At 63.2% G+C, this 16,315-nt stretch carries 34 protein-coding genes; 17 read left to right on the forward strand and 17 right to left on the reverse strand.

The window, feature by feature from the left end; all coding sequences use genetic code 11:
• Positions 1–21 precede the first annotated feature (21 nt).
• The 16 genes from NKH78_RS21125 to NKH78_RS21200 form a co-directional block, all read right to left on the reverse strand.
• On the reverse strand, positions 22–861 hold the full coding sequence (locus NKH78_RS21125; protein ID WP_352883799.1) for a hypothetical protein: 840 nt from the start codon (positions 859–861) through the stop codon (positions 22–24).
• Positions 858–1,604 carry a DNA N-6-adenine-methyltransferase gene (locus NKH78_RS21130; RefSeq protein ID WP_352883802.1) on the reverse strand — a complete coding sequence of 249 codons (747 nt, stop codon included), beginning with the start codon at positions 1,602–1,604 and terminating at the stop codon, positions 858–860. Before NKH78_RS21130 ends, NKH78_RS21125 begins: the two co-directional genes overlap by 4 nt.
• Entirely contained in the window at positions 1,601–1,840 is a 240-nt protein-coding gene (locus tag NKH78_RS21135) for a hypothetical protein (RefSeq protein WP_352883805.1), read from the reverse strand. Before NKH78_RS21135 ends, NKH78_RS21130 begins: the two co-directional genes overlap by 4 nt.
• Complete coding sequence (locus NKH78_RS21140) at positions 1,837–2,313, reverse strand: hypothetical protein (protein ID WP_352883809.1); 477 nt, start codon at positions 2,311–2,313, stop codon at positions 1,837–1,839. The genes NKH78_RS21135 and NKH78_RS21140 overlap by 4 nt, the downstream gene beginning before the upstream one ends.
• Positions 2,310–3,596 carry an SAM-dependent methyltransferase gene (locus tag NKH78_RS21145; protein WP_352883812.1) on the reverse strand — a complete coding sequence of 429 codons (1,287 nt, stop codon included), beginning with the start codon at positions 3,594–3,596 and terminating at the stop codon, positions 2,310–2,312. The genes NKH78_RS21140 and NKH78_RS21145 overlap by 4 nt, the downstream gene beginning before the upstream one ends.
• A complete protein-coding gene (locus tag NKH78_RS21150) occupies positions 3,593–4,018 on the reverse strand; it encodes a GIY-YIG nuclease family protein (protein ID WP_352883815.1) in 426 nt (141 codons plus the stop codon). Before NKH78_RS21150 ends, NKH78_RS21145 begins: the two co-directional genes overlap by 4 nt.
• The gene (locus tag NKH78_RS21155) at positions 4,015–4,941 is read right to left on the reverse strand and encodes a DUF2303 family protein (protein ID WP_352883818.1); all 927 of its coding nucleotides are present in this window, start codon (positions 4,939–4,941) and stop codon (positions 4,015–4,017) included. The genes NKH78_RS21150 and NKH78_RS21155 overlap by 4 nt, the downstream gene beginning before the upstream one ends.
• Positions 4,942–4,976: 35 nt before the next feature.
• Positions 4,977–5,345, reverse strand: coding sequence for a YfdP family phage-associated protein (locus NKH78_RS21160; RefSeq protein ID WP_352883821.1), 369 nt, complete (start codon positions 5,343–5,345; stop codon positions 4,977–4,979).
• Positions 5,342–5,929: a hypothetical protein gene (locus tag NKH78_RS21165; protein WP_352883824.1), complete on the reverse strand. Its 588-nt coding sequence runs from the start codon at positions 5,927–5,929 to the stop codon at positions 5,342–5,344. The genes NKH78_RS21160 and NKH78_RS21165 overlap by 4 nt, the downstream gene beginning before the upstream one ends.
• A gap of 3 nt (positions 5,930–5,932) precedes the next feature.
• Positions 5,933–6,394, reverse strand: coding sequence for a hypothetical protein (locus NKH78_RS21170; protein ID WP_352883827.1), 462 nt, complete (start codon positions 6,392–6,394; stop codon positions 5,933–5,935).
• Positions 6,394–6,771, reverse strand: coding sequence for a hypothetical protein (locus tag NKH78_RS21175; protein WP_502899822.1), 378 nt, complete (start codon positions 6,769–6,771; stop codon positions 6,394–6,396). Before NKH78_RS21175 ends, NKH78_RS21170 begins: the two co-directional genes overlap by 1 nt.
• Positions 6,768–7,091 (reverse strand): hypothetical protein, encoded by a 324-nt coding sequence (locus tag NKH78_RS21180; RefSeq protein ID WP_352883829.1) that lies wholly within the window; start codon positions 7,089–7,091, stop codon positions 6,768–6,770. The genes NKH78_RS21175 and NKH78_RS21180 overlap by 4 nt, the downstream gene beginning before the upstream one ends.
• Positions 7,088–7,717, reverse strand: a complete 630-nt coding sequence (locus tag NKH78_RS21185; RefSeq protein WP_352883832.1) for a GcrA family cell cycle regulator — start codon at positions 7,715–7,717, stop codon at positions 7,088–7,090. Before NKH78_RS21185 ends, NKH78_RS21180 begins: the two co-directional genes overlap by 4 nt.
• The gene (locus NKH78_RS21190; protein WP_352883835.1) at positions 7,714–8,172 is read right to left on the reverse strand and encodes a phage regulatory CII family protein; all 459 of its coding nucleotides are present in this window, start codon (positions 8,170–8,172) and stop codon (positions 7,714–7,716) included. The genes NKH78_RS21185 and NKH78_RS21190 overlap by 4 nt, the downstream gene beginning before the upstream one ends.
• Positions 8,172–8,837 (reverse strand): hypothetical protein, encoded by a 666-nt coding sequence (locus NKH78_RS21195; RefSeq protein ID WP_352883838.1) that lies wholly within the window; start codon positions 8,835–8,837, stop codon positions 8,172–8,174. Before NKH78_RS21195 ends, NKH78_RS21190 begins: the two co-directional genes overlap by 1 nt.
• A 130-nt stretch (positions 8,838–8,967) precedes the next feature.
• Complete coding sequence (locus NKH78_RS21200) at positions 8,968–9,192, reverse strand: helix-turn-helix domain-containing protein (RefSeq protein ID WP_352777601.1); 225 nt, start codon at positions 9,190–9,192, stop codon at positions 8,968–8,970.
• Here NKH78_RS21200 and NKH78_RS21205 point away from each other — a divergent pair.
• The 4 genes from NKH78_RS21205 to NKH78_RS21220 all read left to right on the forward strand — a co-directional run bounded on the left by NKH78_RS21205 (position 9,191) and on the right by NKH78_RS21220 (position 10,664).
• Positions 9,191–9,643 (forward strand): hypothetical protein, encoded by a 453-nt coding sequence (locus NKH78_RS21205; RefSeq protein WP_352883841.1) that lies wholly within the window; start codon positions 9,191–9,193, stop codon positions 9,641–9,643. The genes NKH78_RS21200 and NKH78_RS21205 overlap by 2 nt on opposite strands.
• 136 nt (positions 9,644–9,779) lie before the next feature.
• Positions 9,780–10,232, forward strand: a complete 453-nt coding sequence (locus NKH78_RS21210; protein WP_352777605.1) for a hypothetical protein — start codon at positions 9,780–9,782, stop codon at positions 10,230–10,232.
• Between the two features lie 112 nt (positions 10,233–10,344).
• Positions 10,345–10,530 carry a hypothetical protein gene (locus NKH78_RS21215; RefSeq protein WP_352883845.1) on the forward strand — a complete coding sequence of 62 codons (186 nt, stop codon included), beginning with the start codon at positions 10,345–10,347 and terminating at the stop codon, positions 10,528–10,530.
• Positions 10,527–10,664, forward strand: coding sequence for a hypothetical protein (locus NKH78_RS21220; RefSeq protein ID WP_352883848.1), 138 nt, complete (start codon positions 10,527–10,529; stop codon positions 10,662–10,664). Before NKH78_RS21215 ends, NKH78_RS21220 begins: the two co-directional genes overlap by 4 nt.
• A gap of 18 nt (positions 10,665–10,682) precedes the next feature.
• On the opposite strand, the gene NKH78_RS21225 is transcribed toward NKH78_RS21220, so the two are convergent.
• Positions 10,683–11,030, reverse strand: coding sequence for a hypothetical protein (locus NKH78_RS21225; RefSeq protein ID WP_352883851.1), 348 nt, complete (start codon positions 11,028–11,030; stop codon positions 10,683–10,685).
• Positions 11,031–11,057: 27 nt separating this feature from the next.
• On the opposite strand from NKH78_RS21225, the gene NKH78_RS21230 reads away from it, so the two are divergent.
• From NKH78_RS21230 to NKH78_RS21290, 13 genes are all read left to right on the forward strand, one after another.
• Positions 11,058–11,378: a hypothetical protein gene (locus tag NKH78_RS21230; RefSeq protein WP_352883854.1), complete on the forward strand. Its 321-nt coding sequence runs from the start codon at positions 11,058–11,060 to the stop codon at positions 11,376–11,378.
• A complete protein-coding gene (locus NKH78_RS21235) occupies positions 11,375–11,755 on the forward strand; it encodes an HNH endonuclease (protein WP_352883857.1) in 381 nt (126 codons plus the stop codon). Before NKH78_RS21230 ends, NKH78_RS21235 begins: the two co-directional genes overlap by 4 nt.
• Positions 11,755–11,976 (forward strand): hypothetical protein, encoded by a 222-nt coding sequence (locus NKH78_RS21240; RefSeq protein WP_352883860.1) that lies wholly within the window; start codon positions 11,755–11,757, stop codon positions 11,974–11,976. The genes NKH78_RS21235 and NKH78_RS21240 overlap by 1 nt, the downstream gene beginning before the upstream one ends.
• Positions 11,973–12,215 carry a hypothetical protein gene (locus tag NKH78_RS21245; RefSeq protein ID WP_352883863.1) on the forward strand — a complete coding sequence of 81 codons (243 nt, stop codon included), beginning with the start codon at positions 11,973–11,975 and terminating at the stop codon, positions 12,213–12,215. The genes NKH78_RS21240 and NKH78_RS21245 overlap by 4 nt, the downstream gene beginning before the upstream one ends.
• Positions 12,215–12,433, forward strand: a complete 219-nt coding sequence (locus NKH78_RS21250) for a hypothetical protein (RefSeq protein ID WP_352640632.1) — start codon at positions 12,215–12,217, stop codon at positions 12,431–12,433. The genes NKH78_RS21245 and NKH78_RS21250 overlap by 1 nt, the downstream gene beginning before the upstream one ends.
• A 112-nt stretch (positions 12,434–12,545) precedes the next feature.
• Positions 12,546–12,803 (forward strand): hypothetical protein, encoded by a 258-nt coding sequence (locus NKH78_RS21255; protein ID WP_352883865.1) that lies wholly within the window; start codon positions 12,546–12,548, stop codon positions 12,801–12,803.
• Entirely contained in the window at positions 12,796–12,978 is a 183-nt protein-coding gene (locus NKH78_RS21260; RefSeq protein ID WP_352883868.1) for a hypothetical protein, read from the forward strand. The genes NKH78_RS21255 and NKH78_RS21260 overlap by 8 nt, the downstream gene beginning before the upstream one ends.
• Positions 12,978–13,280 carry a hypothetical protein gene (locus NKH78_RS21265; RefSeq protein ID WP_352883870.1) on the forward strand — a complete coding sequence of 101 codons (303 nt, stop codon included), beginning with the start codon at positions 12,978–12,980 and terminating at the stop codon, positions 13,278–13,280. Before NKH78_RS21260 ends, NKH78_RS21265 begins: the two co-directional genes overlap by 1 nt.
• Complete coding sequence (locus NKH78_RS21270) at positions 13,273–13,650, forward strand: hypothetical protein (RefSeq protein WP_352883872.1); 378 nt, start codon at positions 13,273–13,275, stop codon at positions 13,648–13,650. Before NKH78_RS21265 ends, NKH78_RS21270 begins: the two co-directional genes overlap by 8 nt.
• The gene (locus tag NKH78_RS21275) at positions 13,650–14,804 is read left to right on the forward strand and encodes a DUF5131 family protein (RefSeq protein WP_352883874.1); all 1,155 of its coding nucleotides are present in this window, start codon (positions 13,650–13,652) and stop codon (positions 14,802–14,804) included. The genes NKH78_RS21270 and NKH78_RS21275 overlap by 1 nt, the downstream gene beginning before the upstream one ends.
• Entirely contained in the window at positions 14,801–15,820 is a 1,020-nt protein-coding gene (locus NKH78_RS21280; RefSeq protein ID WP_352883876.1) for a hypothetical protein, read from the forward strand. Before NKH78_RS21275 ends, NKH78_RS21280 begins: the two co-directional genes overlap by 4 nt.
• Entirely contained in the window at positions 15,817–16,089 is a 273-nt protein-coding gene (locus NKH78_RS21285; protein WP_352883878.1) for a hypothetical protein, read from the forward strand. The genes NKH78_RS21280 and NKH78_RS21285 overlap by 4 nt, the downstream gene beginning before the upstream one ends.
• Complete coding sequence (locus tag NKH78_RS21290; protein WP_352883881.1) at positions 16,086–16,271, forward strand: hypothetical protein; 186 nt, start codon at positions 16,086–16,088, stop codon at positions 16,269–16,271. The genes NKH78_RS21285 and NKH78_RS21290 overlap by 4 nt, the downstream gene beginning before the upstream one ends.
• Positions 16,272–16,315 lie beyond the last annotated feature (44 nt).

Below are 16,315 nucleotides of genomic sequence, written 5' to 3' on the forward strand. Positions count from 1 at the left end.
GCGCCTCGCGGCGGATCGCGTTCATGCTGACACCCGCCTTGGCTCGTCCAAGCGCTCAGCCAGCAGGTCGACAAACCAGAACTTTTCCACCTTGCGCAGGTCGACGGCTGCGACGTTGTCGACGACAAAGCGGCGGATATCGCGGCGGTGGATCCACCAGAAATCATCCGTAGCCGTGGCCTCACGGCGCGTCGCTCGCAACCATCCCTTGGCGATCCATGCGGCAATCGTCTTGCGGTCGACGCCCATGACGTCGGCCAGTTGATTGGCATTGAGGTGATGAGGATCGGTTCGGTCAGCGCCGAGGCGCTTGAGCTTCACGATGATTGCCGTTTCCGTGCGGTCGAAGCCCTTGGCTTTCAGAAGGCGTCGCAACGTGGCTGGCGCCTTGTGGGCATTGTCGCCGATCAGGTCGATCTCAGCCTCGCACCATGGCGCCTGCTTGAACCGCGGTGTAACCAGGCCAAGCTTGGCGGCGCGCTTCGACACCCACCAGCGCGGACGGCCACAGGTGACGGCGCAGGCCTGCACGTCGTTCTTGCTCGGCGTCTTCTGATAGGCGCGGCGGATGATGGCGTCGATCGCCTCGCTCGAAGCCCATGCCTGCCGCTCGTTGACCCTGCCATTGGCCCCAGGCACGCGCAGGCCAAGCACAGCGGCGCGCTGGTAGATCGACGAGGCCGTGCGGCCAGGCAGCGCCGCCAGGCATGCGGTGACCCCGCCTGCCGGATAGTGCGCCCGTAGCAACTTCTCTTCGCGACCGGTCCAGAACCGCTTGCTGCCGGCGCGACGATCGCCGACGACGGGATTGTGGTCGAGCAGTTCGCGGACACCGCTGACTTCGCGCTGGGCGATGTTCATGCCGGCACCCGCTTCCACAGGCCCTTGTCGACCCGCTCGAACTGCCCGCGCTGCAACACCTGCCGCAGCTTGTCGCGCCAATGCTGGTTGGCCCGCGTCTTTGGATGATCGGCGAAGGCGCGATAGAGTTCGGCAAGTGACACCGCTTCGCCGCCCCGCCCCGAGAAGAACCCGTCAAGTGCCTCGCGCCAGGTCGGCGTCAGCGCCGGCATCAGCATCGACAGATTGAAGCGCAGCGGCACGAAGGCGCCGTCGATCGGCGCGGCGGCCAGGATGTCGCGGTCTTCGGAACCATAGGCGATCAGCACCGACGGCGCGCCGCCATTGGCCTCGGCCCGACTGCCGTCTGGCCGGTGGAAGTTCAGCCGTCCGCGCAGGAACAGCAAGCCGGAGGCAGCGCCCCAGACGAAGCGGTGGAACGGGTCGGTTTCGGTGCGGGCGAAGATCAGCGCAACGCCCCGATCATGCGCCGCCATGCGGCCGAGGAACTTGGTGATCAGCGCGATCGAATAGGGCGGGTTCAGCCAAATCCGACCGAACCAGGGCAGGATCAGCCCGTTGTCTTCCTGCACATAGTGCTCACGCGCCGTCGGCCATGGCCGGTCGATATGGCTGCACGGATCCAGATCGAAACTGTCGGCGCCGCCAAGCGCGTCGAGAATTGCAGGCGGCGAGAACCAGGTGTTGGTTTCCGACCGCGCGCTTTGATGGCTGCCCATGCCGGCGAACAGATTGACGTTCATGCCGATTCCTCGACACGCGAGAGATCGCAGAGATAGCCGGCATGAGTGACGCGCAGGCGCCTGCGCTCCTGGTAGAACTCGACCAGCTCGGCCGCAGCGAGCTTGTTCCATGTCGCCCGCATGACGGGCGCACGCTCGCCACCGGCTAGCAGCACCTGGTTGCGGTCGAAGCCGCCGTCGCCATTGCGGTTGCGCAGCCATTTGAGAGCTGCAAGCTGGCTTGACGTCGCGCTCATGCCGGGACCGCCAATTCGGCCGCCATGTCACGGGCGGCCAGCAGCACGTCGCGCGGAGTTGACAGCCGGCGCAGCAGCGTGGGCGTCCCGTCATGTTCTGGATGCCAGTCGGTGAAATGGCAGCTGACGATGCTTTCAAGCGCCGTCCATACCGTCTCCTCATCCCATTCCGGCTCGTAATAGCCGCTCATGGCACCAACCATGATCGTTCCCTTCCGGGGATGGTCGGGAGGAGCCATGTAAATCCAGCCGCGCCCGTCGCTGGCCGGCCGCTTGACCTCGTGCTGGCGTATGCAGTCCCCGTGCATCGACCGGCCGCGCTCCCAATGCTTGCGCGCCATGATCAGCGTGCCGCCGATGAAGTTGTTGCCGTTGGCATGATGCTCGGCGCGGAATTGCTCGCGCCGGTCGCCTAGCAGCGGCAGCAGCGGTGCCGCGCGTTTCGATAGTTTCTTCAGGGTCCGCAGGTTCATGCCGGCACCGCCTTGCGCGGGCGACCGCGCTTGGAAGGAATTACCGCTGTTCCTGCCGGTCCATGGGTCTCTTCCGGCAGTGGGGCTTCGGGGCATTCTCCGCTCGTTTGCGGCTTGTCCTCTCGCGGCTCTCCCCGCTCTGATTCTTTCGGCCCGATCAGGGTCGATTCTTGGAATGTCTTCCAGTCGACGCGCACGAGCTGGGTGCCGCGCTTTCCGTCCGCGTCATAGGTGCCGGTCGCCTCATCCAGCGTCCAAACGAACCAGGCTGTATTCATGCGGCTGGAGGCTTCCGGCCCATCCCAGCCGTCGCGGTGCATCATCGGCAGACGCCGGGTAAACACCCACACGTCCGAGGGCGGGTTTTCATCCATCGCGAAGCAGCGGTCTGGATCGTCGAAGCCGCATAGGAAATTGAGGTTGAGCAGCAGCGCCATCCGGCGCGGCCGGTGCGCGCGCAGCGCGTGCGCGACGAAGGCGTTGAGGTCGGTGCCATAGGGCGGATTGGTGACGATGTCCGGCCGACCAGGATCTTCGCAGCGCGGCGCACTGGCCAGAAAGTTCTCGACGCGTTGCACCTCGCCGTGCCGGTCGGCCGTGCTGTAATCGATCAGGTCGGAAAGCTCGACCTGATAGCCGACGTCCTCCAGCATGCGCGAGATGGCGCCCTTGCCGCAGGCCGGTTCCCAGACGTTTGGCGCGAACCGGGTCAACGACAGCAGCGTGCGCATCGCCTCCGGTGGCGTCTCATAAAGATTGTTGCCGCGCTCGGCGGCTGTGGCGCTATCGGTGCCAATCGCCGCGCGCAGGTTGGCACGGCTGGGCTCAAGGCCTGCTGACAGCCGCGCCTCGATCGCACGCTCGACGATGCCGGGTTCGCGCTGCTCCGCACTCGCAAGCTTGCGAGCCTCGTGCATTTCCTTTCGTGTGAGTCCGGTGTCGGCAACCGACAAGTGTTCCACATCAGGAACACTTTTCGGCCTGCCTTTCAGGCCGGTTCCGGTTTCCTGCGCAACCGTCCATTCGGCAGCGAGGCGTATCTTCGCCTGCGCCTCGATCAGCAGAGCTTCACCCTGCAGCATTCGGGCTTTCTTGATCAGCGGCCCCGCCAATTCTTCCACAGCCGCATAGCGGCTCGCGAATTGTGCGGCAGCTTTCGCGTGCTCGTATGCGCCACCGGCCAGCACGCGCGCAGTCGTTACGTCGCCATCATCGAGAAGCGCGCGGGCGCGCTCCACGGCCAGGACCAGCTTCGAATCGTCGAACTGGGCCAGCTGGTTCATGCGCAGCGGCTCCGGACCCAGGCGATGAAGTCGGAGAGGTCATCCTCCCACATAGACTCCAGCAACATGAGCGCCATCAGACGCGGATGGTCATCCCCGAACAGGGCCTCGGCTTCCCTCATCGTTTCGCGCAATGTCATGCGCAAACGAGGCTTGACGATCTGGCGTTGCGGCAGTTCGTCTGGGGGAACGACAGTCATCATCGCCGGGTGAAATGCAAACCACTCACCCTGAATCCGCATCTCGTCGAAACGGGCATGCAGCCAGCGCTCTGTCGGCTCGCCGCCATCTATCAGGCGCATCATGCAGAGCCGCCCGCCATGGGCGACTTGAAGCGACATCAACCGCGCGAGCGGGTCACCGGAGTACCCGATCTTAACCCGCCCGGCTTCGTCCTGAATGAAATACACCTTCGGCATCATTGCTCCGGCGCACCTTCGAATGCAGGCAAGCCGGTTGCCTTGGCGACGGATTCCAGGTCACTCTCCACCTGCTCGCGCAGGAAGAACTCCCAGCGATAAAGCTGGTAGAACCACATGACCTTGCCGCCGGCGACGCGATAGCGCAGGCGCGCCGGAATACGTACGGCCTCGCCGTCGACGAAAGCAGGCACGGACAGCATGAAGATGCCCGGCACCGTGATCGCTTCGCCTTTGGCGTTATGATGATCTTCGGCGAACTCCACCGTGCGCTCGCCGGTCTGCAGGCGAATGCCCTGCTTGGCGCGCGCGGCAACGAACACTTCGAGATAGCGCGACAGCGCCACGACGTCGGAGGGCGTCGCCATCTTTTCGTTGAACAGCCTTTCGTATTCGCTGACCTCGCCGTCCGTCGGCGCGGCGAGCTCGGCGGCATGCTCCTCGAGGAAGGCGGCATAGACTTCCTGTTCCATCGGCTTGCCGTTGGCGCCGACCCACGCCTTGAACTCTTCCGTCAGCGGGAACGCGTAGATGATCCGATGGTCGGCGGCACGGACGTCGGCATTGGTCGCATTGTAGTTCAGCACGGCGGTGAGCTTCGGCTCCGGCCATGCGCATTTTCCGAACAGCGCCGACTGGGCGTCCTTGTGGCGGTCGATCAGGGCGATGAAGCTTTCCAGCGTCTCGGCGCGCGCCGTGCCCTTGCGGCGGGCTTTGACGTCGCGGAACTCCTGCACCAGGCCCTTCAGCGACTTGAAGCTGGAAGTGACACGATCAAAGGCGAGCGGGATCTTCTCCGGGAGATCGTCGCCGAGCCCGGCCGTGTTCAGAATCAGGATCTCGGGTGCGGCTGCCTGTTTGGCCAGGGCCGTCACCAGTTCGATTGCATGCGGTTCGATAGGCACTTTCGGTTGCGCTTCGGCCATGGCCGGTTCCTTTCAGGGGTTGAGGAAAGAAAAAATCAGGAGGCCGCGGCTTCCTCGTCGTCGCGTTCATCCTCGCTTTCGCGCGAGGCAGCCGCGCGCGGCGCGCGGAACATGTCGATCTGGTTGGGGTGCTCGACCGAAAGCTGGCCGTCGATCGTCCAGAACGGCGTCTTCATGAACTTCACGGTATCGGGCAGCTTCGACTTGGCGTCGGCCTTGATGTCTATGCGACCAAGCTCATAATCGAGCGTGATCTTGACGATGATCTCGGCCTTGCACTTGTCGGCCGGGCACTCCTCGACCGCCACAATGGCTTCGTTGAGGAGCTTGTCGCAGTGGCGCGAGAAATCGCCACGCGACAGCAGGCCAAGCATTTCACGGAAAGTGCGGAGCACGCGGCTCATGGGATGGTCCTTTCGGGTTGGGAAAATTCTTCGGGGCCAGCGTCGCCAATGGCGTCAAGCAATTCGCCAGCCGGCAGATCCGGAAACGGATCACGCAGAGTGATCATCGGCGCTAACTCGGCGGGGCCCGCGAATTCGGGCTTCAGACCGACCCCGGGATGTTTGCGTTCGATCTCAAGCGCAGTGAGGCGCCGCTTCAAATTCGCGTTTTCTATTTCGACCTTTTCGAGCTTGGCATGCATGCTCCAGGTCTTCTTACGCACGTCGCGGACGGTCTGGTTTGCCGTGGCAATGGCAAGGTTAAGCCGGTCGACCTCGGCGGCGGCAGCATCCCTGCCCGAATTGGTGAGACCAGCCTCGAACAGCAGCGCCATCAGGATCGTGCCGGCGCCAGTGATGCGCCACTCGACACGGTCGTCGGAGAGCTGCGAGGCGATCGGCGCGGCGAGACCCTTGCGCTCCAGGGAAGCTCCGCCCCACTCCGAAGCACCGGAGGCCAGCATTGCCAAAGTCGATATCTGCGAGCGCGTCAGCGTCATGTTGAACGCGCCGCTGGTCACGTATTCGGAAAAGCGGGCGTTCATCGCTCAGACCTCGCCTATGACGCGGTAGGTGGCCGGCGCGCCCATCTTGCCTTTGCGCACTGTCTCCAGCAGGCAAGTTTCGATCAGCGCGGCAATCAGCCGGCCGGTCGATGCGTGGTCGCAGCCGATGTCGTCGGCGAGCAGGGTCTGGAAGCGCTGGACAACGCCGTCATCACCGGCATGGACGCGAAGATTGGCCCACAGCCGCGCGGCGAGAAGGGTGACGTGGTGGCGCTTGCTGAATGCGGCGGCATCGAATTCCGTGGCATCGAACGAGGCCAGCTTGGTCGCGATCGGCCTGGCGTCGAGGATGCTCTCGAAATGCCGCTGCACGAACGCCGTCACGCTGATGCCGGCCTTGCGCGCCGCCGTTTCGATCCTGGCGCTGGTCGCACGGTCGCACCTGACCGAATACCGGTAGACGGCATCGGCGCGCTCGGCTTCCTTGAATCCGAACCCGCCCATCAAAACCCCCGCGGCGGCACGAAAAGGCAGATCGTCTTGCCGTCATTGGCGCCGGCGACCGAACACCAATGGAACTTGCCGTCTGGGCTCTGCTTGATCTTCTTGTCGCTCATCGGGATCAGTTCGCCGGTGCGGCGGATCTCGTAGCCGCGCGCGCCCTCGACGATGTCGGCGTCGGGCACTTCGCGGCAGTCATAGCCGGAGCAGCACGAGAACGGATAAGACCAACCCTGCGGCTTCGCTGCCGTCGGCAGGGCATCGTGCGGGAAGGCGACGTCGCTGCCGAATATCATCGAACAGGCGACGCCATAGCCGACCGCAAGAACGGCAGCCGCGATGGTGGCCCTTACTGTGAAAAAGCGAGCGAAAGAAATCATTTTGCCCCACCCTGTTTGCGCCATGCCCGAAGGATCATCGTGACCAGCGACAGCCTGACGCCGGTGGCGGTCGAGATTGCTTCCGCATCACCCTGCCCGGCGCAGGCAAAGACCAGCGTCACCTGCCGGTCGAGCTCGGCATCGCTCGCCGGATCACCGCGCTCCTGCCCGATGCGCGCGGCAAAGGCGGCATCGAACAGCAGCTTGGCGTAGCCGGTCGGCGACATGCCTTGCGAGCGGGCACGCTTGGTCACCGCCTCGTAGACCTTCGGCGAGACGGCGAAGGCGAACTGCTTGCGCTCTATGGTGTCAGGCGTCATGCCGCCCTCGACGAGAAGCCGGCGAAGACGCGCGCGGCGTGGTGCGCACAGTAGGAGATGCCTTCGCCCGTCACCTCACCGCAAAACAGGTGCATGCCGCCAGGCGGCACATCATTGACAGGGAAGCGGCATTCATTGGCGCAGAGATCGACCAGCGGGATGTGCCGGCTGCCGGCATCGTACTTGCCGGGCTTGATGATAGGGCGCGGGCGGGTGATAGGCGGCGCGGCGTAGAGCTTCTGGATGGCAGGGTCAGGCGACACATCGCCGACCGACTGCACGAACAGCTTGGCGGGCAGATAGGCGGGACTCGTGGCCGCGCGTTTTTCGGCATGCGTCAACTCGGCAAACGGCCGACAATGCGGTTTATGCGCTGCGCGCCGGCGCGCGGCTTCTTTTGACACCAATGGCTTCGACCCGCCCGAGCTATGACCAGCCCTGCTGAAACCGATCGCCGCTAAATGCTTGTTGCGATGGACAATGCCGACGATGGCATTGCGGCTGACGCTTTCCCGGCGAAGCTCCGAAAGCCGCACGGCGATGCGCGAGGCCGAGTCGCCGTCGCGCAGCCATCCTGCAATGGCGGCAATCTCCGCCTCGGAATAAGTGCTTGGATTCGTGATCATGCCGCCTCCACCTTCGCTTCGATCGCCGCGATCGCCTGGCGCAGGTCGCCGAGCTCTTTCAGGATCTGTTTCTTTTCCGCCGGCGTGATCGTCTGATCGGCAATGCCGGCCATGATCGCCGACACCGCTTCCGAAGCCTCGCGGTGCAGGCGCTGCAGATCGTCGAGGTCTAGACTTTGGCCGGTGCCCTTCTGCTCGGCCTTGACCAGGTCATAGCCTTGCAGGGCGGCCAGCGTGCGCGTCACCGCCGGGTCGCCGGCGGCGAGCTCGAGGTCGAGCACCACATCAATACCGGCATGCCGATCGTCTTCGTGCGGCGCGATGTAGCGCGACAGCATCGTCGCGTTGACCCGCGTCACCGTCTCGGCGAGATTGCCGGCGCCGATCAGGTCGATGACGCGCGCCACTGCCATCTTCAGGCTGTGACGCTGCTTGTCGGAGGATGAGCGGGACATCAGCGGCCTTTCCCAAAGCGGTTGAGGCCGGTGCGGTCGAACGCCGGCACTTCGTGGAAATCGTCGGAAATGCTATTTGCGTGACGCTCGCCCCCGTCGGATTCTATCTGGCGGGCAAGCGAGGGAATCCCGATGGCTTCGGCATACACACAGATGGCGCGGGCGATGATCTCTTCGGCGGGCAAGCCCTTGGCAGTGACCGCCAGATTGAGGATCAGCGCCACGGCCGGTTTCAGCTCAAGCGAAAGGGTGACCGCGCCAGAGCCGGAAGAGGCAATCTTCAACTCCGGCGCGGTCTTATCCTGCCACGTTGCGGCGCAAGGACAGGATTCGGTGAAATGGGAAAATGCCGCCGAAGCCGGGAGGTCGTGGGCTTCGGCGGCAGTCGCGTTCTCCTGGGAGGGAGAGGAAATGGCGGGGAGGTCAGCCGAAGCCGCCTCCCCTTCAAGGCGGCCCTCACGATCCGCAAGCGTCCTGCTACCTATGCCGGCAAGGGGGGCTTCGGCTTGCGGACCTGCCCCCAGGGATGGCTCATCGTTGATCGAGGACCTCTGTGCGTTCGAGAAATCGGCGCGCCGCGGCACCAGGCGCTCGGTGAAGCCGGTGCCGGCAAGGCGGGCCCCGGAATCCGCGGCGACCGTGGTGGTGGCGAGGGGCGCCTTCATGGCAGCACCAAGATGGCGGCGCCATTAGATTGGATGATGCGCGGGCCCGCAAAATGGTTACGGCTTAAGGTTACCGATTGGTTTCTGTGGAAAAAACCGGCGCCTTGGAGCATTTGAGGGGAATGGAAGGTCATTGCTCAGCTGCGATCGGATCTGAAGTGAGCAGCGCATCTGTGGTGCCTGCATCAGCCGCAGCAGCCAGGATGACCAGCAGCCGCAATACGGGGCCGGACAGCGTCTGGCCGTTTTCCATACGGGAGATGCTGGAGCGGTCGACGCCGAGATATTGCGCCAGCTGCTCCTGGGTCCAGCCGATACGTTCCCGCAGTGCCTTGACTTCGAAAGACTGATTCATGTCGCGTAACGTGCATAACGCACACCACCTTGTCAACGCGAAACGCACACCGGTTTCGTGCTTTATGCACATTATGCCATTTGATGACCGCCCAGATCCCGCTAAGAGACTGCAGATTGCTCGAGAAAACGCAAAGTTTTCCAGCGCCAAGGCGGCAGCCGAGTTCTTTGGCTGGAGCATACATACCTATCACCAGCACGAGAACGGCCTACGCGGTTTCGGCCGTGCCTCGGCCAAATATGCCAAGGCCTTCAAGGTCTCGGAAGGGTGGCTGCTGACCGGCGAAGGGCCGGGACCTGGCAAGCAGAGGAGCATCGACCAGAGACTATCGCAGTTGCGGCTCCAGCGTCCCGACATTGCTGACTTGATCGCTGACAGCATCGAGAAACAAATCGATACGGCGTTCGAACACTCGGCCGGGGCCGAAGGCGCAGCGCGCAAGAAGCAATGAATTAACCCTCTATTTACCCCGCCAAAAAAAGCTTCGGTTGAAAACTCTTTCATGCGTCGATTTTTTATTTGATTCGTCGACTGGTTCTCCTGCTTGTTCAAAAAATAGGCAGCAAGAACACTAGGCGGGCACACATATGGACAAACTGGTGATCAGCAGGTTTCCTGCTGAAACCGATACGATTTCCCCGAAACCGGAAGATCAAGAAGTGCTGGGATGGCAGACAATGGTCGAGCCGGACGGAAGCGCGATGACATTGACCCTGCATACATCCGAAGGGAGCAGCCGTTTCCTGGTCCCGTTCGGTCAGGCGTCCGGTCTGGAAGCGGAAGTACACCAGGCAGCACTCTTGATGCTCTACCGCCAGACCGCCGCACCAAGCGCCTCGCACAATCCGATCGACGATCTTATTCGCGCCGCCCTGCGGCCATCGCGAGTGTCGGCTGGGATCGACCGGTCGAACGGTGACCGCCTTTTCTTGCAGGAATTCGGCGGCGAGCGCCTGCCGCGCATAATCCGTATGTCACCTGACGCGGTCAATGATACCATCACCGAGTTGTCGGCCGCCGTGGCATCCAACGCCAACTGACGACCGCGAATCGCACGCAAGCAGGCTCTCTCGTGTGCGATACGCACTTTTCTGTTGACATAGCTGTGTGCGTAATGCACGCTTGTTATCTCGAATGTTTCGGGAGGCAAGAGTGTCGAAAAAGCCCAAGCAGTGCCCATTCGCGCATCCGATCAAATCCGGCTCGGCAATAGAGCCGATCAACAGTCATTTCCATGGCGTCTGCCGGGATTGCGGCGCTCAAGGGCCGGAAGCCGACAGCTTCGCCGAGGCCTTGGAGGCATGGAACGCTCGCCGTGACGGTGACGGCAAGCAATGAACACCGCCGAAAAGCTGATCGCGCTGGCCGACGCCTCGCCCAGGGTCTTCGACTGGGTCTCCTTGCAACTCAAGGCAGGGCGCAAGCCGTCTGAGATCCTCGCTGATCTTGAGCGCGGCGGGCGTTCGGCATGACCGGCCGCCCCATGACCCTCACGGAGTTTTCAGGTCTGCCGCCATGCTCGCGTCACGCTCTGCTGACCGGCGAGCTTCGCGATCGGCCTTGGCTTCGGCAACTGCTTGACGAATGGCTTTCGGATCTCCTGCCGCGGTCGCCGAAAGGGTTTCCGACAGCATGCGACGCGCCTCTCCTAGGAGTGCCGCCTCCACTTGTGGAAGAGTGGATGCGCCGTCATGGCTGATGAAGCAAAGCACCGAGACGGTCGGAAACATGCCGTAGCCGCCGGGCTCGTCGATCTTGAACTTGATCTCCACAACACCGCGAACGTTGTGGTCGCCGATGTTCTCGATATCGAGAACGCGCAGATTGAACAGATCCATTTTCCCACTCCCGCAAAGGCTTCCGCCATGATTGCGCAGATCGCGCCTGGCGTCCACGTGCGCAAGATCACCTTCATTCGCCAGGGCGAATTTGCCGCCGAAGACGCGGGTGTCGGCGCGCTGCAGGTCGCCGGCTTTTCTGTCGGCCGCAAGCAGGCGCATGCCCCGCGCGGCATTCTCTTCGGCCTCTACGACATCCAGAAATGGCGGAACCTATCCGCTGATGATCGTGAGGCGCTGCATGGCATTGTGCATTCGGGGCGCGGGCTGCCGTGCAAGGTAGAGCTATTCGATATCGCGCCGGCTGAAGCGAAGTTCGCCTTCGCAAGGATCGAGGCAGCGCTATGACGCGCATCACCGATCCCCATGGCGGCAGAAGCCTTTCCGAATGGATAGGCTCGACGCCCGACGCCAAGGTTCCGGACTGGGTGCGCGACCGCATCTTCGTTCGCGCCGGGCGCCGCTGCCACATTTCCGGCCGCAGGATCCGGCCCGGCGAAGGCTGGCAGCTTGAGCACATCAAGCCGTTGTCGCTCGGCGGCGAGCACCGCGAAAGCAACCTCGCCCCGGCGCTGAACCTCTACCACCAGGCTAAGTCGACGACTGAAACCGATCTCCGCGCCAAGGCCGACCGCCAGCGGCGCAAGAACGACGGCACATGGCCGAAGCCTGTCCGCCCGCTGCAATCGCGCGGCTTTCCAAAACAACACGAGGAGCAACGCTGATGCCGACGTTCCGCATTCATTTCGCCGACGGGACAAAGGTCTCAGTCGACGCCAACAATGCCCTTGAGGCCAGGAAGAACGCCGAGCGGCTGCGGCCGGGCCTTATCTCGAAGGTGAAGGTAGCCGTCGACGACAGCTATGCGCCGACGGCTCTGGCGCTCGCGATGTCCTTCATGTTCGGGCTGACCTTCTGCGCATGCTGGATGGGAATACCGGCATGAGCGCGCGCGATGCCATTGACCGCCTGAACCGCAGCCGCTCGCAGGTCCGCGGCGAACTGCCCGACCGCGCACCGCTCGATCACCTCGAGCGCATGTTCGACGATGTCGAGTTCGAAGCTGAAGAGCTGCCGCCGCTCGGCGCCCGTCCGCTCTGGGACTTTCAGGCAAAGTTCCTCATCGTCCTCTTGATGGCGGCGCTGATCGTTGGCGCCATCGGCTGCTGGCCGAGGCTCGGCTGATGAACGCCCGCCTCAATCGCACGCCGCCCCGCGAACTGATTTCGGTGCCGCCGCACGGCAACAAGCAACTGATCTGCGACCAGTGGCCGGAATGCATGTGCCGCGGCGACTGCCCCGACGATACGGTCAGAAGTCCAGTCGCTTCAGGCATCCTTGCCGTCCTGATGATCGCAGTGGCGCTGATCATCGTCGGCCTGTTCTATGTGGGGCTGCGCTGATGAAGCTCCTCTTCGCTCTGCTGCTGCTGTCGGCATGCACGACGACGAAGCCAAACGACTTCGCGGCCGACCAGCTGGCCGCGCTTGGCCCGCTGTTGCGAGGCGAGCGGCCATGAGTGCGGCGAGCGATCTGCACGATCTGCTGTCCTGCCGCTTCGTCCGCGAAGTCATCGGCCCCGCGATCAAGAACGGCGCAACCTATGCCGAACTGATGGTCCTCTTCGAGACCGTCCAGTTCGGCATGATGGAGGTGCTGCATCGCCACTACGAGCTCGCGCCCGTCGTCGCTGTCGACTTATGCGAGGAAAGCCTGCACGCGGCGATCGAGCGCTTTGCCGGTGCCAGGAACAAGGATGGCGCCCGTGGCTGAATTCCCCCCGTCCAGGTCAACCGAAGCGAGCTTGCCAGGTGAGATTCCGGGCAAGGTCGAAATGTTCGAAGGCCGACTTCAGACCGTCGTTGATGGCGCGCGCACCGGCTGGTGGCGCTTTCATCAGCACTATGACCGCGATGGCTACTGCGACAATCCGGGAAGGGGTTACTGATGGCAACGCTCGACGAGAAGCTCGTATTCGCCGTGTCCCCGACCGGGCAGGGCGATGGCGTTCCAATCCTCCTGGTCGGCGTCCCGGCCGGCGCATGGGAGTACATGAAGGACGGCAAGACGCATCACTTCGACCTGACCAAGGCCGGCGTGCCGGTGAAGCTGATGTTCTTTGGCGCCGAGAGCCACGCCGCGGCTATGAAAGTCATCGACGACGCGATGAAGGCGAGCGGGACCGCCTATCTCGACGAGCGCCGTACCGACTTCTCGATCAAGCCGAAGCGGGGTGGCGGCAATGGCTGACCACTTCAACGGCCACATCAATCGCGAGGCTTTCGAGAAGGTGCTGCGCGAGGCTTTTTCAAACATCCCGCCGGAGGCAAAGGCAGCGCCTGTTTTGGCGTGCCAAGCCCGTGCGGTCGAAGTTTCAGTCCAGTTCGCTCTCTTCATCGCCGACGAACTGAATGCCGGTACCAGCGCGACCGTTCTTCTCGATGCCGGATCGCGCGTGATCGGCGGCATGGTCGAGAACTTCGCACGCGGTTTCGCAGCCGATGTGGGCGAGGACATCCTGGCGACCATCCTCGATCGCGTCCGTTGGGCGACCACGTCGGACGATGACGATTTCGAAGTCTCCGTGAAGCGTCCGCAGGTCAAAGGCGGAAGAGCGTGATGGCTGACAAATCCGCAATCGAATGGACCGACGCGACATGGAATCCGATCACCGGCTGTTCGATTGTCTCGCCGGGCTGCACCAACTGCTATGCCATGAAGCTCGCCGGGACGCGGCTGAAGCACATCGACAGCCGCAAGGGCCTCACGCGAGACACCAAGGCCGGCCCGGTCTGGACCGGCGAGGTGCGGCTCAACAGGCAATGGCTTTACCAGCCGCTCGACTGGAGGAAACCGCGCCGCATCTTCGTCTGTGCCCATGGCGACCTGTTCGCCGAGAACGTGCCGGACGAATGGATCGACAAGATGTTCGCCGTCATGGCGATGGCGCCGCAGCACACCTTCCAGGTGCTGACCAAGCGCGCGAAGCGCATTCGGCGCTATCTCTCCAACCCGGACACGCCCCGGCGCATCTACGAATTGGTTTGCGATCTCGTCACCCTTGATGATGTTCCCGCCGTTCTGTTGGCACCCGGGATCGACGATCCCGGCTTGATGCCTCCATGGCCCCGCGTCCATCTCGGCCAATGGCCCCTCCCGAACGTCTGGCTTGGCGTTTCCGCCGAGCGCCAGCAGGAAGCCGACGCGCGCATCCCCCAGCTGCTCGCTACGCCTGCAGCCGTGCGCTTCGTCTCCGCCGAGCCGCTGCTCGGCCCGATCGATTTCACCAAGGTGCAGCGCTTTGATGAAGCTCCGAAAGAGTTCGTCCATGCCTTGGCTGGGCGCTTCTGGACCGATCAGACAGGCCTGCCCAAGCCCGATCCCTCATGGGCCTATCCAGGCCGGCCCTTTAGCGACGGAGGCCGAGGCCTCGACTGGATCATCGTCGGCGGCGAGAGTGGCCCTGATGCCCGGCCTATGCATCCAGACTGGGCGCGCGACATCCGCGACGACTGCAAAAATGCAGGCGTTTCGTTCTTCTTCAAGCAATGGGGAGAGTGGGCGCCGGGAGAGTGCGCACCCCGCATGCAGCTTAGAACCGAGCGGGGAGCCACCTGGTTCAACGAACAATGGATTTTCGAGAGCATCACGCCAGCGGTCGGCCAGTCACTCCACCGAGATGACGCGCCTGATGTCTATCGCTTCGGCAAGCGTGACTTAACCCGCACGCTCGACGGCATCGAACACAACGCCATGCCGGAGGTGCCAGCATGACGCGCGCTCCGCTCGATATCCGGATTCACGACGCCAGCATCGGCATCTGGCAAGACAATGCGCAAGATGCCAGTTTCCGTTCCGAGGTGTACGGCGTCTTGATCCGCCAGATGCGCGACCGAGGCTGGTCGATCAAGCGCGATCCCGGCATCCATTACCGGGACAAGTGCTTGAGCCCGAGCTACCGCCTTGGCGCACGCGGCACGCTGCGCTGCGCGATCGAGATTTCAGGCCGTGTGGTGAAGGTCGAGTTCTGGTCGGTGACGGCACCTCAGGTGAACCAGAACGGCAGGCGATACGACTTCGACCGGAAGGCTCGCATGCACCACATCGAGCAGCTCCGCGTGGTGCTGGAATTCCGTCGCATCGTAACTTGGCTGGAGACGATAGCTCCGGTGAAAGTTTCCCGCTCCGAAACCCGCGATATGTCTCCGATGGAGCGTATCGAAAAGCGCTACGCCGAGAGCCGGCACAAGGACAAGGTGCTCGGGCGTCCAACGTGGAGCAGCGAATCGCAACGGAAGTCGCAGGACGGGAGTTTGCTCGAACACGGCCAGACGGTCTGGATACCCGACCACAAGGGCCGTCTCGTCCGAGGCGTCGCCTACTACAACATCAACAATATGTGGTGGGTGGTGGCCGGCGGGCAGCTTTATAACGAGGGCTGCCATTCGCTGTTGACTGCGACGCCTGCCGATATTCGCGCAAAGCGCAACCAGCGCGCCCGCCGGCGGCGGATCGAGGAAGAACTGGCGCTCGCCATCCGGCGCATGAATTTCCAGCGGGCCGAGACACTGAAACGCATTCTGTTCGGCGGCGATGCCACTTTCATGATCTGGGCGCGCGATCACAACGCCTACTACCGCGCCCAATACGCCGGCTACACCACCGACGTCATCAGCGCAGGCAAATACACGCGAGCGGAGGCCGAGGCTGAATGCCGACGGGTGCCGCATGAATTGTCGATAGTCGACCAGGACGGGAGACACACCCGATTCGACAAGGTGGCAGCATGACGCCGGTACAGCGCGACCTCGCCCGCCACGCCATCGGCCTCGACGGCCGGCACAAGCAATCCTTCCGCAACCACTTCGTGACAGGCGAAGGCAGCGCCGACCATCCGCACTGGCTGGCCATGGTGGAATCTGGCCATGCGACGAGGCGGCGGTGCTCAATACTCACCGGCGGCGACGACCTTTTCCGCCTGACGAGGGCCGGTGCCGAGTTGGTGCTGGATCCTGGCGAAAGCCTAAATCCAGATGCTTTTCCGGCGGTGCTAGCATGAAGGTCATCGCCTTTGCCCAGCGCTGCGCCGGCATCTCTCTCGCCGCCCTGAAATGGTCGCACGACACCCTGTCAACGGAACCGGTGCACGTCGACCAGGAAGAGAACCCAGACACCGTCATCCGGTTCATCGCCGAGATGCGGGAGCGTCTCAACTATATCGAAGAGAAACTGAATGGCTGACCACATCAACATCAGAGCCCCACGCCAGCGCGACGGGAACGCCG

The sequence above is a fragment of the Mesorhizobium sp. M0910 genome (genome assembly GCF_040319465.1).
Lineage (GTDB): Bacteria > Pseudomonadota > Alphaproteobacteria > Rhizobiales > Rhizobiaceae > Mesorhizobium.

Bases quoted from the DNA above. Each gene is read 5' to 3' on its own strand.
- NKH78_RS21135 (WP_352883805.1), bottom strand. From the start codon at position 1,840: ATGAGCGCGACGTCAAGCCAGCTTGCAGCTCTCAAATGGCTGCGCAAC.
- NKH78_RS21175 (WP_502899822.1), bottom strand. From the start codon at position 6,771: ATGATTTCTTTCGCTCGCTTTTTCACAGTAAGGGCCACCATCGCGGCT.
- NKH78_RS21160 (WP_352883821.1), bottom strand. From the start codon at position 5,345: ATGAGCCGCGTGCTCCGCACTTTCCGTGAAATGCTTGGCCTGCTGTCG.
- NKH78_RS21155 (WP_352883818.1), bottom strand. From the start codon at position 4,941: ATGGCCGAAGCGCAACCGAAAGTGCCTATCGAACCGCATGCAATCGAA.
- NKH78_RS21270 (WP_352883872.1), top strand. From the start codon at position 13,273: ATGGCTGACCACTTCAACGGCCACATCAATCGCGAGGCTTTCGAGAAG.
- NKH78_RS21210 (WP_352777605.1), top strand. From the start codon at position 9,780: ATGGACAAACTGGTGATCAGCAGGTTTCCTGCTGAAACCGATACGATT.
- NKH78_RS21285 (WP_352883878.1), top strand. From the start codon at position 15,817: ATGACGCCGGTACAGCGCGACCTCGCCCGCCACGCCATCGGCCTCGAC.
- NKH78_RS21290 (WP_352883881.1), top strand. From the start codon at position 16,086: ATGAAGGTCATCGCCTTTGCCCAGCGCTGCGCCGGCATCTCTCTCGCC.
- NKH78_RS21165 (WP_352883824.1), bottom strand. From the start codon at position 5,929: ATGAACGCCCGCTTTTCCGAATACGTGACCAGCGGCGCGTTCAACATG.
- NKH78_RS21265 (WP_352883870.1), top strand. From the start codon at position 12,978: ATGGCAACGCTCGACGAGAAGCTCGTATTCGCCGTGTCCCCGACCGGG.
- NKH78_RS21145 (WP_352883812.1), bottom strand. From the start codon at position 3,596: ATGAACCAGCTGGCCCAGTTCGACGATTCGAAGCTGGTCCTGGCCGTG.
- NKH78_RS21250 (WP_352640632.1), top strand. From the start codon at position 12,215: ATGAACGCCCGCCTCAATCGCACGCCGCCCCGCGAACTGATTTCGGTG.
- NKH78_RS21240 (WP_352883860.1), top strand. From the start codon at position 11,755: ATGCCGACGTTCCGCATTCATTTCGCCGACGGGACAAAGGTCTCAGTC.
- NKH78_RS21200 (WP_352777601.1), bottom strand. From the start codon at position 9,192: ATGAATCAGTCTTTCGAAGTCAAGGCACTGCGGGAACGTATCGGCTGG.
- NKH78_RS21185 (WP_352883832.1), bottom strand. From the start codon at position 7,717: ATGATCACGAATCCAAGCACTTATTCCGAGGCGGAGATTGCCGCCATT.
- NKH78_RS21150 (WP_352883815.1), bottom strand. From the start codon at position 4,018: ATGATGCCGAAGGTGTATTTCATTCAGGACGAAGCCGGGCGGGTTAAG.
- NKH78_RS21230 (WP_352883854.1), top strand. From the start codon at position 11,058: ATGATTGCGCAGATCGCGCCTGGCGTCCACGTGCGCAAGATCACCTTC.
- NKH78_RS21235 (WP_352883857.1), top strand. From the start codon at position 11,375: ATGACGCGCATCACCGATCCCCATGGCGGCAGAAGCCTTTCCGAATGG.
- NKH78_RS21125 (WP_352883799.1), bottom strand. From the start codon at position 861: ATGAACATCGCCCAGCGCGAAGTCAGCGGTGTCCGCGAACTGCTCGAC.
- NKH78_RS21170 (WP_352883827.1), bottom strand. From the start codon at position 6,394: ATGGGCGGGTTCGGATTCAAGGAAGCCGAGCGCGCCGATGCCGTCTAC.
- NKH78_RS21245 (WP_352883863.1), top strand. From the start codon at position 11,973: ATGAGCGCGCGCGATGCCATTGACCGCCTGAACCGCAGCCGCTCGCAG.
- NKH78_RS21190 (WP_352883835.1), bottom strand. From the start codon at position 8,172: ATGTCCCGCTCATCCTCCGACAAGCAGCGTCACAGCCTGAAGATGGCA.
- NKH78_RS21140 (WP_352883809.1), bottom strand. From the start codon at position 2,313: ATGAACCTGCGGACCCTGAAGAAACTATCGAAACGCGCGGCACCGCTG.
- NKH78_RS21180 (WP_352883829.1), bottom strand. From the start codon at position 7,091: ATGACGCCTGACACCATAGAGCGCAAGCAGTTCGCCTTCGCCGTCTCG.
- NKH78_RS21205 (WP_352883841.1), top strand. From the start codon at position 9,191: ATGTCGCGTAACGTGCATAACGCACACCACCTTGTCAACGCGAAACGC.
- NKH78_RS21280 (WP_352883876.1), top strand. From the start codon at position 14,801: ATGACGCGCGCTCCGCTCGATATCCGGATTCACGACGCCAGCATCGGC.
- NKH78_RS21255 (WP_352883865.1), top strand. From the start codon at position 12,546: ATGAGTGCGGCGAGCGATCTGCACGATCTGCTGTCCTGCCGCTTCGTC.
- NKH78_RS21220 (WP_352883848.1), top strand. From the start codon at position 10,527: ATGAACACCGCCGAAAAGCTGATCGCGCTGGCCGACGCCTCGCCCAGG.
- NKH78_RS21225 (WP_352883851.1), bottom strand. From the start codon at position 11,030: ATGGATCTGTTCAATCTGCGCGTTCTCGATATCGAGAACATCGGCGAC.
- NKH78_RS21195 (WP_352883838.1), bottom strand. From the start codon at position 8,837: ATGAAGGCGCCCCTCGCCACCACCACGGTCGCCGCGGATTCCGGGGCC.
- NKH78_RS21130 (WP_352883802.1), bottom strand. From the start codon at position 1,604: ATGAACGTCAATCTGTTCGCCGGCATGGGCAGCCATCAAAGCGCGCGG.
- NKH78_RS21275 (WP_352883874.1), top strand. From the start codon at position 13,650: ATGGCTGACAAATCCGCAATCGAATGGACCGACGCGACATGGAATCCG.